The organism is Marinobacter denitrificans, from assembly GCF_008795955.1.
Taxonomy (GTDB): Bacteria; Pseudomonadota; Gammaproteobacteria; order Pseudomonadales; family Oleiphilaceae; genus Marinobacter; species Marinobacter denitrificans.
Genome location: NZ_VMHN01000001.1, coordinates 1,214,340 through 1,229,397 on the forward strand (window position 1 = coordinate 1,214,340; position 15,058 = coordinate 1,229,397).

A 15,058-nucleotide genomic window follows, 5' to 3' on the forward strand; every position below is an offset into this window, starting at 1 on the left:
CGAAACGTCAGGGTTTGCGACGTGCTAAAACCTGAGAACTCACTCAGGCGACACCGAGAATGTCCGAATTCCCGATGTCGTTATTAGTGACATGCCAATTGATCAAAAGTTCCTCAATTTTTCATCTTTTCCAGAAGCGCCGTCTGAAGCGTCTGCAGACTCTGGCAGACTTGGTCGGTATTTCTCCCGCAACGCCATCACTCGCTCCCGATAATCTGCCGTCAGATAGGGGATTTCGAGCGTGAGCACCTGATAGATGCCCTGCTTCAACTCCTTCAGAGTCAGGCTGGTGGACTCCTCAAGAGCGTGGGCCGTTTTCAGAAAGGCCATCCAGTTGGTGATAACCAGCCATACGTTCAGCGACATCGCCGAGCGGAGCTCGTCGGGCTGAGGCTGGATAATCCCCGCATCGGCCAGTTTCTCGAATATCCTGCTGATTGCTGCCAGGCAGCGGTTGGTGAATTCCCGGTAGTCCTGGCGCAGGCGGCGGTCGCTGTCGAGCAGGTATTCCAGGTCCCTGTGAAAAAAGCGGTAACTCCAGAGCCCGTCAAACACAGACTCAAGATAAAACGTCAGGTCTTCCAGGGTAATAGGCCGGTCTTCCGGAATATCCAGATAGAAATCCACCAGCTTTTCGTACTCGAGAAAAATCTCATAGATGATGTCGGACTTGTTTCGAAAATGGTAGTAAAGGTTTCCCGGCGAAATCGCCAGGTGAGCAGCAATATGATTGGTGGTGATATTGCGCTCTCCCCTCTCGTTGAACAGCTCCAGGCTCGAAAGAAGAATCTTGTCTCGGGTTTTCATAGGCTCTGCAATGCGTTGTTGTGTGTGGGATGGCCCGATCCGCCATCCGGTCGCCTTGACTCACTAGAGTATATACTCTAATAATAGCCTCAAGCGCAAACTGAATACTTTTTCGCCAATGCTATTTCCGGCCCCACCGGCGGGCCGCTGACGATGAACAAGATGCCCCGGCCATGAGCCCGGCGTCGCGAGGAGAGAGCGATATGGTTGCCACCGTTGTCCAGCTTACCGAAAGCAAGAAGCAGATCCAGCATACTCACCGTGTGTTCGACGACCAGAAGAAGGCCTTCCGCAATAATCCGATGCCGTCACTGACTGAACGCAAGGAGAATCTGAAACGGCTTAAACGTGTGCTGATGACCAACCAGGACAAACTGTTGGACGCCATTGATCGGGATTTCAGTTGTCGCTCGAAGGATGAATCGCTGATTGCAGAGGTTATGCCCTCCATTCAGGGCATCAACTACGCCCTGAAAAACCTTGAGGGCTGGATGAAGCCCTCCAAGCGGCATGTGTCTGTATTGTTCCAGCCTGCCAGCAACCGTGTTCACTACCAGCCCAAGGGCGTTGTGGGTGTAATCGTACCCTGGAACTACCCGTTGTATCTGGCGGTAGGCCCACTGGTGGCGTCCCTGGCAGCGGGCAACCGCACGATGATCAAGATGTCAGAATTTACGCCCCACACCTCTGCCCTGTTCCGGGAGATTGTCGAGTCCGCATTCCCGGAGGACCTGGTCAGTGTGATCAATGGGGAGGCGGATGTGGCAGCGGATTTCTCCAGCCGGCCCTTTGACCACCTGCTATTCACCGGTTCCACCTCGGTAGGAAAGCTGGTGATGCGTGCTGCAGCGGAAAACCTGACACCGGTAACCCTGGAGTTGGGTGGCAAATCACCGGCCATCGTTTCACCGGATGTGCCCATGGAAGATGCCGCCCAGCGCATTGCCTTCGGCAAGGCGCTGAATGCGGGCCAGACCTGTGTGGCACCAGACTATGTACTGTGTCCGGCTGACCGGGTGCAGGCGTTTGTGGACGAGTACCGCAACCAGTTTGCGAAGATGTACCCGAGCCTGCGCGACAATGACGATTACACGGCGATCATCAATGAGCGCCAGTACGACCGGTTGCAGGGGTATCTCGAGGACGCCCGCAACAAGGGCGCGGAGCTGATCGAGATCAACCCGGCCAGTGAGAACATGAAAGACGGCACTCGCAAGATGCCCATTACGCTGGCGCTGAAGACGACGCCGGATATGAAGATCATGCAGGATGAAATTTTCGGGCCGATCCTGCCGGTAGTCAGTTATGGCAACCTGGATGAGGCGATTCACTACATCAATGACCGCCCTCGCCCCCTGGCACTGTATTTCTTCGGCTACGAGAGGTCGATGCAGGAGCGCGTGGTCGACAATACCCACTCTGGCGGTATGTGTATCAATGATGCGCTGATGCACGTTGCCCAGGATGATCTGCCGTTCGGTGGCGTCGGCGACTCGGGCATGGGTCATTACCACGGCAAGGAAGGCTTCCTGACGTTCTCCCATCATCGGGCGATCTTCAGCAAGCAGAAATTCAACAGTGGCAAGTTTGTATATGCGCCTCACGGTACGAAGGCGCACAAGATGGTATATAAGCTATTCATTCGGTGATTGGTCCCAGCGCCTGATAGTTTGGGTGCTGGGACCCGGTGAGAACGACCGCCCGGGACACGCCGTGAATACGTCCATGTAGGCTCCTAAAAAACATCCCTGTTTTTTAGGGTCCCGGACGGCCGTTCTCTCCGGTTCCTGTCAGCCTGGAGCTGGCTGGCCGAAAAAATAAACAAAAGACAATAAAAACAAGAGAGTCGTTATGTCTGAAACCCTTCCTCAATCCGTGCAAACGGAAGCCCCTGCTACTGCTATGGACCGCCGGAGTTTTCTTCGGACGGGGCTTGGTGGGGCGTTGTTTCTGGGCACGGTCAGTGTCACGGCCGGCCTGTCGGGGTGTGCGTCCGCGCCGGCGGGTCGGGACTACCCGATGCCGGAGGCGATGGACCAGAGCTATGAGTTCCGGTTTCTCACCCGAGACGACATTGTGCTGTTCAAGGCCCTGCTACCAGCTATGGTCGGTCCGGGGCTGGCCGAGGAGCAAGTGGTCCGGCGACAACAGATTCAGGCTACGATCGAGCGTATTGATGCTGGCATCCACCAGTTTGGTCCCGCCAACCAGAAGGAACTCCGCGGGCTGTTTGATCTGCTCAATTTCGGGCTGACACGGGTAACGGTTGCGCGGGTCTGGTCAAGTTGGGAGAACGTCAGCCCGGAAACCGCCCATGCGTTCCTTGAGCGCTGGCGTACCAGCGGCATTGGTCTTTTCAACAATGGCTACATCGCCCTGACGAAGGTCAGTAATGTGGCGTTTTATGGCCACCCCGACCACTGGCACCTTTCCGGATATCCCGGTCCTCCCGGGTTTGCCGTGGATTCCCTGCCCCAGTTTAAAGACAACGCCTGAGCGCCCACCCGCATATCGGAGTATTTCAATGTCATTAACGGATCGTATTGCTCGTGGGCTTGAAGCCGGCTGGAAGGTCACCGACGGCGCTACCCTGACGCACAACCAGACCCACGAAGCGGATGTGGTGGTCATCGGCACAGGCGCCGGCGGCGGCACGACCGCCGAGATACTGGCGCGGGCCGGGCTGTCGGTGATTCTGGTGGAAGAGGGCAGGCTGTATTACCAGAAAGATTTCAAGATGAACGAGCTGGATGCCTATGCGTCCCTGTATCAGGAGGGCATGAGCCGGGTTACCAAAGACGGGGCGATTGCGGTGCTGCAGGGTCGCTGCGTGGGTGGGTCTACGACGGTGAACTGGACATCCAGTTTCCGTACCCCGGACCCGACCCTGAACCACTGGGCCAGCCGATTCGGGCTCGATGACCTCAGCCCGGACGCCATGAGGCTCTGGTTTGACGGCCGGGAGGAGCGCCACAATATTGAACCCTGGGTAACCGACCCCAACGTCAATAACGACATCCTTCGCCAGGGCTGCGAGGCCTTGGGGTGGTCCTGGGAGGTAATCCCCCGCAATGTCAAAGGCTGCTGGAACCTGGGCTACTGCGGCGTAGGCTGCCCTACCAATGCCAAGCAGGGGGCACTGACCACCACCATTCCCGGCGCCCTGGATAACAATGCCCGCCTGTTCCACGGTTTGCGCGCCGACAAGCTGGTGATGAAGCAGGACCGGATTGACCATCTGCAAGCCTCCGCCATGGCGGCCGACGGGGTAACGCCTTCCGGCATTACGGTGGAGCTGAAAGCGAAGCATTTCGTGGTGGCCGCCAGCGCCATCGGCTCACCGGGCCTGCTGCTGCGCTCCGACATACCCGACCCCCACAACCGCATCGGCAAACGCACCTTTCTGCACCCGGTCAACGCCACCATTGCGGAAATGCCGGACACCGTCGACCCCTATTACGGTGCACCACAATCGATCTATTCCGACGAATTCAACTTCTCCCGGGGCGTCGACGGCCCGGCCGGCTTCAAACTGGAAGTCCCGCCCCTGCACCCGGCCATGTCCGCCGGCGTGGTTCCCGGCCATGGCGAACAACAGGTCAGCGACCTGTCGAAGCTGCCGAGAATGAACTCCGTCATCGCTCTGCTCCGCGACGGCTTCCACCCCGATAGCCCCGGCGGCACCGTCAGCCTCCGCGACGACGGCAGCCCGGTGTTGGACTACCCCGTCACCGACTATCTCTGGGCCGGTCTCAAAGACGCGTTCTACAAAATGGCTGAAATCCAGTTCGCCGCCGGCGCAAAACAGGTTCGCCTCATGCACCTGGATTCCCCCTGGTACACCACCTGGGCCGACACCAAAGCCGGCATCGACAAGCTCACCATGGCACCCCACCGCGTCCGCCTGTTCACCGCCCACCAGATGGGCGGCTGCGGCATGGGCAATAACCCCGAGGAATCCGTGGTAAACGGCTTCGGCGAACACCACCAGGTCACCAACCTCAGCATCCACGACGCCTCGGTCTTCCCCACCAGCATTGGCGCGAATCCACAGTTGTCCGTTTATGCGCTGGCGGCGAGGAACAGTACGAGGTTGGCGCAAAAGCTCAGGAGCTGAACAGCAGCGCAATTGGCATTTCAGTATGAGTCTTCATAGGCGGGAACATTGTCGGAAGTGCCGCGTGAGGAGGGCTTCCCAGGATTGTGTAAAGCCATGGATGGCTTTACACAAGCGCACATGGATGTGCTCGTAGCGTATCCTGGGGAGCCCTCCTCGCGCGGCACAGACACACAAGTCAGCAATCCAGCGCGAGACCCAGCACCAAAGCCGAACATTTTGGTTAAGGAAGAAGGCTGCTATCCTGTGCGCTTCCGGTGAAAAGGAGCTCCGAATGCCAAAAGTCATCTACCCGGGTACATTTGACCCGATCACCAACGGCCACACCGACCTCATCGAACGCGCCGGCCGCCTCTTCGACGAAGTGGTCGTCGCCATAGCCTACAACCCCAAAAAGTCCCCACTGCTGACCCTGGAAGAACGTTGTGACCTGGTTGCCCAGGCCACCTCCCACCTGCCCAATGTCAGCGTCACCGGCTTCAGCAACCTGCTGGCAGACTTCGTCAGGGAACAGGGGGCAACCGTTATCCTTCGCGGCCTGAGAGCGGTCTCCGACTTCGAATACGAGTTCCAGCTTGCTGACATGAACCGACGCCTGGCCCCGGAAGTGGAAAGTATCTTCCTGACACCGGCCAACCACCTGTCCTATATCTCTTCCACCCTGATCCGGGAAATTGCCTCTCTGGGAGGGGATATATCAGAGTTTGTCGACCCGGCCGTGGAAGCGGCACTCAAGGAAAAGTTTGGCAAGCATTAGAAAGGGGAGGGATAGCGACTGCTGCCCTCAAAGGGGCAGCGGTCCGGAAAAGTCAGAACAGCGGTGGTAACGGGATGAGGTTGCCATTGATGTCCAGAGCAAGATCTTCCAGTTTGCCCTGAACCCGCACACGGTCGCCTTCCTGCACCACCATTCCCTGTTTTATCAGCGGCGCTACCTGCATTCCCAGCTCCGGATACTGTTCTACCAGCGCCAGCGGCATACTCAGGTCCAGATCGCCCGTGAGCCGCTGCATCACCATCATCATCTGATCCTTCTCGTCCTCTGGCAAAGACGGATGCTGCACCATGATCTCACCGTTCACCGGCCCATGCGGTGTGGCAAACGACAACTCCGGAAAGCCAAACGAGAAACCTTCCCCGGCAAGACCCAGCAATGCCTGATTGATACGGGTCATAGAGGCCATCTGTTGCTGCATAACGGCACGGGAATCAGTGCCGGAAGCGGTCAGGGCAGCGGCCTGCATCTCCGTCATCGCTGTAGTCAGGTCATGCCAGCTCTGCACATCCAGACCGCGGAACACGAACTCCATGCGATGGGGGCCGAAGTTCGTATCGTCTGCGGTGACAGTCTCCAGGGTCATGACCGTCTCCGAGCCAATGCTGTCGCCCTCCTCCTCGGTAAACGTCTCGCTGCGGATGGCCAGATCGTCAAACCGCAGTGTGGGCTCGTCCCGCGCAGCCATTTCAAAACCACTCAAGGACATATCGCCGTCACCCACCCAGACATCCCCGGTGAGATGCTCCATGGTCTGCTCAAAGCGGAAATCTTCGATACTGATACGAAGATCCGGTGCCCGGATTATGGCCCCCGGCCAGAGCATGAGAATGTCGGCCTGGGAGCCGTTGTCCGTGATTTTGGCGCGGCTGTAGCTTTCCGACATATCGAAGGACTCGCCGGTATCCTCATTGATGACGCTTATCGCTGGCACGGACAGCTCCACGATTGCCGTGCCCCAAAAACGGGTTTCGAGAGTCAGCTTCGGCTTCTCATCCGGAAAGACTTTCTCGACCTCGGAACCAAGCTCACTGGAGGGCGAAAAGTCCAGCAGGCTCCCGGTGACGCCGTGGCTCACCCTCGCCTGGTAATCGAACTCATGCTCTTCGCCGGTCTCCGGGTGCTGAACCGAGAGAGTGCCGCTAAAATCAGCACCCAGATAACCCCGGTTGTAATCCCGCGTTTCCAGCTGGAACAGCGGTTGGGCCTGATTCACTTCCGTGGTAACGGCCTGCCACTGCTGTTCTGTTACATAGCCCACCAGCCAGGGGGCGACCACACCAACCGCCAGCACTGCCGCGCCGGCAACCATCCATTGTTTTTTCAACTGCCTGTTCTCCACTGCAACACCCGCGAGCCCCGGAACAAAGGTTGCCGGGCGGCACGGGTGATCATTATTTACCGGTCAGGCGTTCCAGCAGAACCAGTTGCGATGCCAGACGGTCTTCGTTTTCTGCCGGCTGATTCTGAATGTAACTGCCGTCGGGCTGCAACACCCAGGACTGGCAATTGTCCGCCAGGTAGGTATCCAGGTCTTCACGCACCCGAGCGATCAGGGCCGGATCTTCGAGCGGAAAGGCGGTTTCCACCCGACTCAGCAAATTGCGCTCCATACCGTCCGCACTGGAGCCATAGACTTCCGGGCGGCCATTATTACCGAAATAATAAACCCGCGTATGCTCCAGGAACCGCCCGATAATGGACCGGACCCGGATATTATCCGACAGCCCCGGCACTTCCGGGCGCAGGCAACAGATACCGCGAATGATGAGGTCTATTTTCACCCCGGCCCGGGACGCCCGGTAAAGCGCCTTGATGAGCTCACGCTCGGTCAGTGCGTTGAATTTGAGAATAATACGCCCTTTTTCACCCAACTCCGCTTCCCGGTCTACCAGCCCGAGCAAACGGCTGTGCAGGGTAAAGGGGGAGTGGAACAGCTTCTTGATCTTCAGGGCCTTGCCCATCCCCGTCAGCTGCTGGAACAGCTTGTTGACGTCGTCACCAATAGACTCATCACAGGTCATAAAACTGTAATCGGTGTACAGGCGGGCATTCCCGGCATGGTAGTTACCCGTGCCCAGGTGGACATAGCGCCGCAGCTTTCCTTCTTCGCGTCGCACAATCAGGATCATCTTGGCGTGGGTTTTGTAGCCCACCACACCATAAACCACGATAACCCCCGCTTCCTGCAGGCGGCTGGCCAGTTCCAGGTTCTCCGCTTCGCTGAAACGGGCCCTGAGTTCGATAATGGCGGTCACTTCCTTGCCTCGGCGGGCCGCGTCCATCAGCGCTTCAACAATCTCTGAATCGGCGCCGGTACGGTACAGGGTCTGGCGAATGGCCAGCACCTGGGGGTCCTTGGCCGCCTGACGCAACAGATCGACCACCGGGCTGAAATTTTCAAAGGGATGTAACAAAAGCAGCGGACGTTTGCGAATGGCGTCAAACATCGTCTCTTTGGAGCGTATCTGGCGCGGAATCGACGGCGAAAACCCGGAATAGGTCAGGTCCTGACGATCCACCAGGCCGCCCACCGCCATCAGGCGTGTGAGGTTAACCGGCCCGTGCACCTGATAAAGGTCCCGATCCGTAAGACCAAACTCACGCAGCAGGAAATGAACCAGCTCTTCCGGACAATTGTCTGCGACTTCCAGCCGCACACCATCACCAAAGCGACGGCTCAGAAGCTCACCGCGCAGTGCGGAGGCCAGGTCTTCGAGATCATCTTCCAGCTCGAGGTCGGCGTTGCGCGTCAGACGGAACTGATAGCAGCCTTTCACCTCCATCCCCGGGAACAACTCATCGGCGTGGGCGTGAATCATGGAGGACAGGAACACCAGGTTATCGCCGCCGTTGCAGACATCGTCCGGTAAACGCACCAGGCGTGGCAAGGAGCGGGGTGCCGGCACAATGGCCATACCGGTTTCCCGGCCGAAAGCGTCCTTGCCGTCCAGTTCAACAATGAAGTTCAGACTTTTGTTCACCAGGCGCGGGAACGGATGTGACGGGTCAAGTCCGATGGGACTGACAACGGGCAGAATTTCCTCGTCGAAATACCGACGCACCCAGTCCGCCTGAGCCTCCGTCCACTCACGGCGACGGACAAAATGTATATTCTCCTGCTCCATCTCGGGAATCAGTACATTGTTGAGAATGTCGTACTGTTCCCGGATGTACTCGTGCGCCACACGGCTGATCTCACCCAGCACCTGTTCCGGCATCATGCCATCGGAGCCCAGGGTTTCCCGGCCGTACTTGATCTGCTGGCGCAGGCCGGCCACACGGATTTCGAAGAACTCGTCCATGTTGCTGCTGAAAATGCAACAGAACATCAGCCGGTTGATTAGTGGATGGGTGGTGTCCAGGGCCTGCTTGAGCACGCGGTAGTTGAACTGAAGCTGGCTCAGTTCGCGGTTGAAGTAATTCTCCTGGGCGGCCACATCAACGTCATTGTCCGGGGCCGGCACTTCCACCGGCGCCGGTACGTTCTTGTCGTCAACGGCTTTCAGGTTATTTGCAGAATCGGTACTCATTGTTGACTGTTTCCATTGCCAGGACGCCGGTACAGCACCCTGATTGTGACTGGCGCCTGTCAGGTGCGGCTACTGCGCATCAACCGGGCAGCCCTGACGGCAAAATAGGTAAGAATGGCGTCGGCACCCGCACGGCGCATAGCCATCAGGCTTTCCATCATCACGGCATCGCCATCAAGCCAGCCATTTTCCGCCGCCGCCATGTGCATGGCGTACTCACCACTGACCTGGTAGACAAACGTCGGCACCTGCAGCTCGTGCTTTACCCGGTGGACGATATCCAGGTACGGCATACCCGGCTTGATCATCACCATGTCCGCCCCCTCGGCGATATCCATGGCCACTTCGTGTAGCGCTTCGTCGCTGTTGCCCGGGTCCATCTGATAGGTGGCCTTGTTACCCTTGCCCAGATTCCCGGCCGAACCGACTGCATCCCGGAACGGCCCGTAATAGCTGGAGGCATACTTTGCAGAATAGGCCAGAATCCTTGTATTCACATAGCCGGCAGACTCCAGGGCCTCCCGGATGGCGACAACGCGGCCATCCATCATATCCGAGGGAGCCACGATATCCGCTCCGGCATCCGCATGGGACAACGCCTGGTTCACCAGCGCCTCCACGGTCACATCATTCAACACGTAACCGTCGTTATCGATGATGCCATCCTGACCGTGGGTGGTGAACGGATCCAGCGCCACATCGGTGATAACACCCAATTCAGGCTGGGCCTTTTTCAGGGCTCGCACGGCCCGCTGAGCAAGGCCATCGGCGTCCCAGGCGCCGGAGCCGGACAGGTTCTTGTGCTCTGCCGGAACCACCGGGAACAGCGCGACTGCCGGAATACCCAGGTCGACCAGTTCCGCTGCCTGCTCCACCAGCAAATCAATGCTCAGTCGTTCCACGCCAGGCATCGAAGGCACGGCTTCCCGCTGCCCATCACCTTCGAGTACGAAGACCGGGAAAATCAGGTTATCAGCACTGAGCTGATTTTCCCGCACCAGCCGGCGAGAAAAACTGTCAACCCGGTTGCGACGCAGACGAGTGGCAGGGAAAACACGGTTTACCGACGAGCTCACGGAACACCTCCTGTGGCAAATGGAGCACAATACTGCTCTATCATACACGCCCGCAAGCAGCGGTGGCAGGGCCCGCGACTGAACATGGGACTCAGAGTGTCATGGCCGGATGACCGGACTGTTACCGGATGGAATCCAGGGCTTCCGCCCGCAGCTTTTCCGCACCTTCGAAGTAATGGTCCCGGAGTGCGTCGATGGCGGCTTCGCGTTCAGGCCCCGCAACACCGAGGCTCTCGATCTCTGCCAGCTCCTCGCTGTAGGCCTGCCATTTATTGTCCCACGCCTGCTGTTCGGCTTCCGCCTGTTCCAGCCGCCGGGCAGCTTGTTCTCCAAAATGTGCTTTTCTCCAGTCGCTCAGTGCTTCCGGGTCATCCGCAAGCTCCGATCGCGCCTTGTGGTAATCCGTAAATTTCCGGGTTTCCCGACGGGCCTCGCGTATCGGTTCAGGTAATGCCCCCTCGGCTCGAGCCAGAGCCTGCTCCCGTTCATCATCGGAAAGACTGTCGTCAGTCCGGATGCGCAACTGCTCTACCTGGAATCGGTCTAGGGCCTCATCGCTCGCAAAAAAAGCCTCGGCGGTCTGCGCATCCATCCAGGCGCGCCGCAAGGCACGAATCTCAGCCATTTGCTGCTGCATTTCTTCAGGGCTCGAGGCCCCTGCATTGGCGTAGCTGGTTTCCAGCTCCCCTACCGCCAGCTTGTAGTCCAGATAATTCCCCAGGATAGCCATGGCTTCAGAACGGGCTGGCTCCTGCAGCCTGGCAAGCGCCTGTTCTATGCGGGCCACCAACTGGGGCAGAGTTTCCTCTCCCAGAGCGGCAAGGTAGTACTCGAACAACTGGCGTAATTGGGGCGTGGGAACCAGAGAACCATTGCTGTCGGTTTCGGCCCAGCCGCCAGGGACACTGGTGCCCTCCAATGAAGCCGGCAACGCGTCCGGTATGGCGACTCCAGGGTCTCCAACCAGCTTTGAGGGCGCTGCACCCTTTTCGGTCAGGCTCTGTGAAAAATCAGACTGACTACCAGACACGGCGGAAGCAGCACTGTCAGCCGGTGTCGCGGACTCGTCGCTGAAATAAATCAGCATGCCTGCAAACAGCGCGGCTATGGCGAGTAGCGCCACAGTTGCAAAACGAAGGAGTCCTCTCATTTAAAAAACTGCCTGCCTTGGGGTTAAGAGCTATTCTGCTGATGGCAGCATAGAGGAACGAAAGGTACTGCGGTGAGACCGGTGTCAAAACAACCACAAAACTACAGCATTAAACTACAGCCTAAACTGGCCGCAGCCCGGGAGGCTGCGGCCTGAGAATTCAGAGAGAGCGATTATTGAAACCGACCTCCACCTTTCGGGGGGAATCCGAACGGAATGCCGTATCAACTTCCTCAATTCTGCCACCCTGGCTCAGGAATGATTCAATATCCTGCTGTAGCTGGGCACGAATACGTGCTCGGCCGGCAATGGAATGTGTATCATCACTGTCATGTGTCCAGCTACCGGATTGCTCCAGATTGCTTTCGTCGAATTCACTCATGATTTTCTCCATCAACGAAAACAGCACACCGAGCGCGCCAAGCCAGTTCCGGCGGGCCGCCCCATCTCGGTGGGTATGCCTTGCGACCCACCTTGGCGTCTTTATAATCCGCTTTCGGTTGCAACGCTATTTCTTCACAACTATTTTTTTGTAATTTTTTGTATCAAATTTCAAGACACTGTTTTATAAGAATAATATTGGCGCGCCTGCGTGAGCCAGTTGATTGACAGAAAGAATGAATAATGATTCACTGCTTATAAGGAACCTGCATGCCATATCGGGAAACGGAGAAAATGCGCAACCGCAAGGCGGAGGCCCGCAAGCGCATCATTGAATGTACCTACGAATGCGTGTCCGACGGCGGCTTCCGGAGCGCTCAGATCACCCGAGTTGCAGCTTGCGCCGGTGTCGCCACAGGAACTATCTACCGGCATTTCGAGTCCAAAGAGCACCTGTTTGCAGAGATATTCAGAATTGCAACACAGCGGGAAGTCGACAAGGTAGCTGAGGCACTGGCAACCGAAGGCAACGCAGTAACCCGACTGGAAACGGCCCTGCGCCAGTTCGCAGAGCGCGCACTCAGAGGCCCGGTAATGGCGTGGTCGTTGATCGCCGAGCCGGTGGATCCGAAAGTCGAAGAAGAACGGCTGAAGTTTCGCAGGGCCTACGCCGAACTGTTCGAGCAGGCTATAAAAGAAGGCATCGGGGAAAACAGCCTCCCCGATCAGGATGCCAGACAAAGTAGCACCTGCCTTGTAGGGGCCATTGCCGAAAGCCTTGTTGGGCCGCTTTCACCGGCCCAGACGGGCGGCACAGACCAGACAGACAATAATGACCATGATCCGCTGGTCGACTCCATCATTTGCTTTTGCATGCAGGGGTTGACTGGCACCAGGAGGTAAACATGAACGCCCGCCAGCCCCTGCCCCAGGATAATACAGAAGATGCCGGTGACGACCGCTACCTGGCCGTCACCCACGAGGTCATCAACCAGCCACCGGCCCTGGAGAACTACAATCTCTTTGAGCAGGACAAGGCCCTGCAGGAAGCCGTGGCCCGGGAAGGCGCGGCGGCAGCGATCAGTGACCTGAAACAGTTCGGTGCCCTGGCCGGTTCAGCGGAAACCATTGAACTGGGGTTCCGCGCCAACGAGAACAAACCGGCATTCAATACCCACGATCGTTTCGGCTACCGGATTGACCAGGTGGATTTCCACCCCGCCTACCACCAGCTCATGGCCACCGCCATGGAAAACGGTCTGCACAGCAGCCCCTGGACTAACCCGGGAGCGGGCGCCCATGTCACAAGAGCTGCCAAATATTACCTGCACTCCCAGGTGGAAGCGGCCCACTGCTGCCCTGTCACCATGACCTTCGCGGCGATCCCGTCGATCCGCAAGCAACCGGAACTGGCTGCCATCTGGGAGCACAAGATTCTCGCCAACAGCTACGACCCCCGCAACCTGCCTGACCGCGAAAAACAGTCCGTTACCATTGGCATGGCGATGACCGAAAAACAGGGCGGCAGCGATGTCCGGGCCAACACCACCCGGGCCTACGCCATTGGCGCCGAAGGCCCGGCGCAGGCCTATGAGCTTGTCGGCCATAAATGGTTCGTGTCAGCGCCCATGTGTGACGCCTTCCTGGTACTCGCTCAGACCAGAAGCGGCCTGTCCTGTTTCCTGATGCCACGCTGGCGTCCGGACGGCAGCAAGAACCCCTGGCAGGTCCAGCGCCTGAAGAACAAGATGGGCAACGTCGCCAACGCCTCCAGTGAAGCGGAGCTGCGGGGCGCCCTGGCCTGGATGGTCGGCGAAGAAGGCCGCGGCGTGCCTACGATTATTGAAATGGTCGCCATGACCCGCTTCGACTGCATGATTGGCAGCTCCGCTGGCATGCGCCAGGCTCTTGCCCAGGCGACACATCACTGCCGCCACCGCAGCGCCTTCGGCCACCGACTCAGCGACCAACCGTTGATGCAGAACGTACTGGCCGACCTGGCACTGGAAAGCGAAGCGGCGCTCGCCTACACCATGCGCATCGCCCGTTCACTGGACAACCAGCACCTGGAACACGAACGCCTGCTGGCCCGGCTGGCGACCCCCGTTGGCAAGTACTGGATTTGCAAGCGCACACCCAACCACGCCTACGAAGCCATGGAATGCATTGGCGGCAGCGGCGTGATGGAAGACTGCATCATGCCGCGCCTGCTGCGCGAATCCCCGGTCAACGCCATCTGGGAAGGCAGCGGCAACGTCCAGTGCCTGGACACCCTGCGCGCCCTGCAGAAAGAGCCGGACACCCTCGACGCCTTCTTTCACGAAGCCGCAGAGGCGCGGGGCAGTGATGCCCGCTTCGACCGCTTCCTGGCACAACTGCAGAACGACTTCGCCGACATCAGCGACTTCGAATACCGCGCCCGTAACCTGGTGGACAGGCTGGCGTTGCTGATGCAGTCCTCACTGCTACTGAGAAATTCTGACCCCGCCGTTGCCGACGCCTTCTGCGCCTCCCGGCTCGAACACAACGGCGGCCTAAACTACGGCAACCTCCCCTCCGGCACCGACCCGGCGGCAATTATCAAACGGGCAACGCCTGTAGTAGGCTAGAAAGCAGGCCGCCGGACACTAAACAATGTTCGGCGGAGGCGGACTCTAACTGAAAGGTTCGCGAACCGGCGGGGGATGGCTTTCCAAAACTGTGCGGAGCCAAGGATGGCGGAGCTCAAGCGCCACATGGATGTGCCGAAGGAGCGTGTTTTGGAAAGCCATCCCCCGCTGGTTCCTGCACCATAGCCGGAAGCAAAGAAATGTCTGAAGCCCTGAGAAAACTCCTGAACCAAGGCAACCCGCAGCAGCCAGTCATCACGCCCCATGTGGGCATCCTGACCCTGCACTTCCAGCTCTATGGCTGCGAAGACCTGAAAGCCAAACGCAAGGTCTTCACCGCCCTCAAAGCCGTCTGGGGCAAAGAACCCGACCTGGCCGTCGCCGAAACCGCCGACCAGGACGCCCTGGACTGTGCCACCTGGACTATCGCAGCCCTTGGTGGAACCTCACAGCAGATCTCCCAGCGCCTGGACCAGATCGAAAAAGCGATACAGGAACGCGTCGACGCCGCCATACTGGACGTACACCGGGAGATCCTTTGACCCGCCCCGCGGGCAGGGACCATGCTGTAGCGTATGGTATCGCGACACCGTATACTACGGCCCCTCAG

General features: G+C 58.5%; 13 protein-coding genes. 7 read left to right on the top strand and 6 right to left on the bottom strand.

The annotated features are described in order from the left end of the window. Positions 1-102: 102 nt before the first annotated feature. Complete coding sequence (locus FO268_RS05665; RefSeq protein ID WP_150990599.1) at positions 103-807, bottom strand: TetR/AcrR family transcriptional regulator; 705 nt, start codon at positions 805-807, stop codon at positions 103-105. 203 nt (positions 808-1,010) lie between these two features. On the opposite strand from FO268_RS05665, the gene FO268_RS05670 reads away from it, so the two are divergent. From FO268_RS05670 to coaD, 4 genes are all read left to right on the top strand, one after another. Next, complete coding sequence (locus tag FO268_RS05670; protein WP_150990601.1) at positions 1,011-2,456, top strand: coniferyl aldehyde dehydrogenase; 1,446 nt, start codon at positions 1,011-1,013, stop codon at positions 2,454-2,456. A 202-nt stretch (positions 2,457-2,658) separates the two neighbouring features. After that, positions 2,659-3,303, top strand: a complete 645-nt coding sequence (locus tag FO268_RS05675; RefSeq protein WP_150990603.1) for a hypothetical protein — start codon at positions 2,659-2,661, stop codon at positions 3,301-3,303. 28 nt (positions 3,304-3,331) lie between these two features. Continuing rightward, on the top strand, positions 3,332-4,924 hold the full coding sequence (locus FO268_RS05680; protein ID WP_150990605.1) for a GMC family oxidoreductase: 1,593 nt from the start codon (positions 3,332-3,334) through the stop codon (positions 4,922-4,924). A 274-nt stretch (positions 4,925-5,198) separates the two neighbouring features. Then, complete coding sequence (coaD, locus tag FO268_RS05685) at positions 5,199-5,681, top strand: pantetheine-phosphate adenylyltransferase (RefSeq protein WP_150990607.1); 483 nt, start codon at positions 5,199-5,201, stop codon at positions 5,679-5,681. Positions 5,682-5,733: 52 nt separating this feature from the next. Here coaD and FO268_RS05690 read toward each other — a convergent pair whose 3' ends face one another. The 5 genes from FO268_RS05690 to FO268_RS05710 all read right to left on the bottom strand — a co-directional run bounded on the left by FO268_RS05690 (position 5,734) and on the right by FO268_RS05710 (position 11,840). After that, entirely contained in the window at positions 5,734-7,026 is a 1,293-nt protein-coding gene (locus tag FO268_RS05690) for a DUF945 family protein (protein ID WP_225316506.1), read from the bottom strand. A 67-nt stretch (positions 7,027-7,093) separates the two neighbouring features. Beyond that, the gene (gene ppk1, locus FO268_RS05695) at positions 7,094-9,232 is read right to left on the bottom strand and encodes a polyphosphate kinase 1 (protein ID WP_150990609.1); all 2,139 of its coding nucleotides are present in this window, start codon (positions 9,230-9,232) and stop codon (positions 7,094-7,096) included. Between the two features lie 59 nt (positions 9,233-9,291). Then, positions 9,292-10,308 (bottom strand): porphobilinogen synthase, encoded by a 1,017-nt coding sequence (gene hemB / locus FO268_RS05700; protein ID WP_150990611.1) that lies wholly within the window; start codon positions 10,306-10,308, stop codon positions 9,292-9,294. 121 nt (positions 10,309-10,429) lie between these two features. Continuing rightward, a complete protein-coding gene (locus FO268_RS05705) occupies positions 10,430-11,458 on the bottom strand; it encodes a lipase secretion chaperone (protein WP_150990613.1) in 1,029 nt (342 codons plus the stop codon). 160 nt (positions 11,459-11,618) lie between these two features. Then, complete coding sequence (locus tag FO268_RS05710; RefSeq protein ID WP_150990615.1) at positions 11,619-11,840, bottom strand: hypothetical protein; 222 nt, start codon at positions 11,838-11,840, stop codon at positions 11,619-11,621. 269 nt (positions 11,841-12,109) lie between these two features. Here FO268_RS05710 and FO268_RS05715 point away from each other — a divergent pair, with 269 nt between their 5' ends. The 3 genes from FO268_RS05715 to FO268_RS05725 all read left to right on the top strand — a co-directional run bounded on the left by FO268_RS05715 (position 12,110) and on the right by FO268_RS05725 (position 14,990). Further along, complete coding sequence (locus FO268_RS05715; RefSeq protein WP_150990617.1) at positions 12,110-12,742, top strand: TetR/AcrR family transcriptional regulator; 633 nt, start codon at positions 12,110-12,112, stop codon at positions 12,740-12,742. 2 nt (positions 12,743-12,744) lie between these two features. Further along, the gene (locus FO268_RS05720; protein ID WP_150990619.1) at positions 12,745-14,448 is read left to right on the top strand and encodes an isovaleryl-CoA dehydrogenase; all 1,704 of its coding nucleotides are present in this window, start codon (positions 12,745-12,747) and stop codon (positions 14,446-14,448) included. A gap of 200 nt (positions 14,449-14,648) precedes the next feature. Further along, a complete protein-coding gene (locus FO268_RS05725; RefSeq protein WP_150990621.1) occupies positions 14,649-14,990 on the top strand; it encodes a DUF503 domain-containing protein in 342 nt (113 codons plus the stop codon). The last annotated feature ends 68 nt before the right edge of the window (positions 14,991-15,058 follow it).

What these genes read in the sequence shown, in the direction of transcription:
- coaD (WP_150990607.1), top strand. Translation starts at nt 5,199, where the DNA reads ATGCCAAAAGTCATCTACCCGGGTACATTTGACCCGATCACCAACGGC.
- FO268_RS05710 (WP_150990615.1), bottom strand. Translation starts at nt 11,840, where the DNA reads ATGAGTGAATTCGACGAAAGCAATCTGGAGCAATCCGGTAGCTGGACA.
- FO268_RS05705 (WP_150990613.1), bottom strand. Translation starts at nt 11,458, where the DNA reads ATGAGAGGACTCCTTCGTTTTGCAACTGTGGCGCTACTCGCCATAGCC.
- FO268_RS05680 (WP_150990605.1), top strand. Translation starts at nt 3,332, where the DNA reads ATGTCATTAACGGATCGTATTGCTCGTGGGCTTGAAGCCGGCTGGAAG.
- FO268_RS05715 (WP_150990617.1), top strand. Translation starts at nt 12,110, where the DNA reads ATGCCATATCGGGAAACGGAGAAAATGCGCAACCGCAAGGCGGAGGCC.
- FO268_RS05670 (WP_150990601.1), top strand. Translation starts at nt 1,011, where the DNA reads ATGGTTGCCACCGTTGTCCAGCTTACCGAAAGCAAGAAGCAGATCCAG.
- ppk1 (WP_150990609.1), bottom strand. Translation starts at nt 9,232, where the DNA reads ATGAGTACCGATTCTGCAAATAACCTGAAAGCCGTTGACGACAAGAAC.
- FO268_RS05665 (WP_150990599.1), bottom strand. Translation starts at nt 807, where the DNA reads ATGAAAACCCGAGACAAGATTCTTCTTTCGAGCCTGGAGCTGTTCAAC.
- FO268_RS05675 (WP_150990603.1), top strand. Translation starts at nt 2,659, where the DNA reads ATGTCTGAAACCCTTCCTCAATCCGTGCAAACGGAAGCCCCTGCTACT.
- FO268_RS05725 (WP_150990621.1), top strand. Translation starts at nt 14,649, where the DNA reads ATGTCTGAAGCCCTGAGAAAACTCCTGAACCAAGGCAACCCGCAGCAG.
- FO268_RS05720 (WP_150990619.1), top strand. Translation starts at nt 12,745, where the DNA reads ATGAACGCCCGCCAGCCCCTGCCCCAGGATAATACAGAAGATGCCGGT.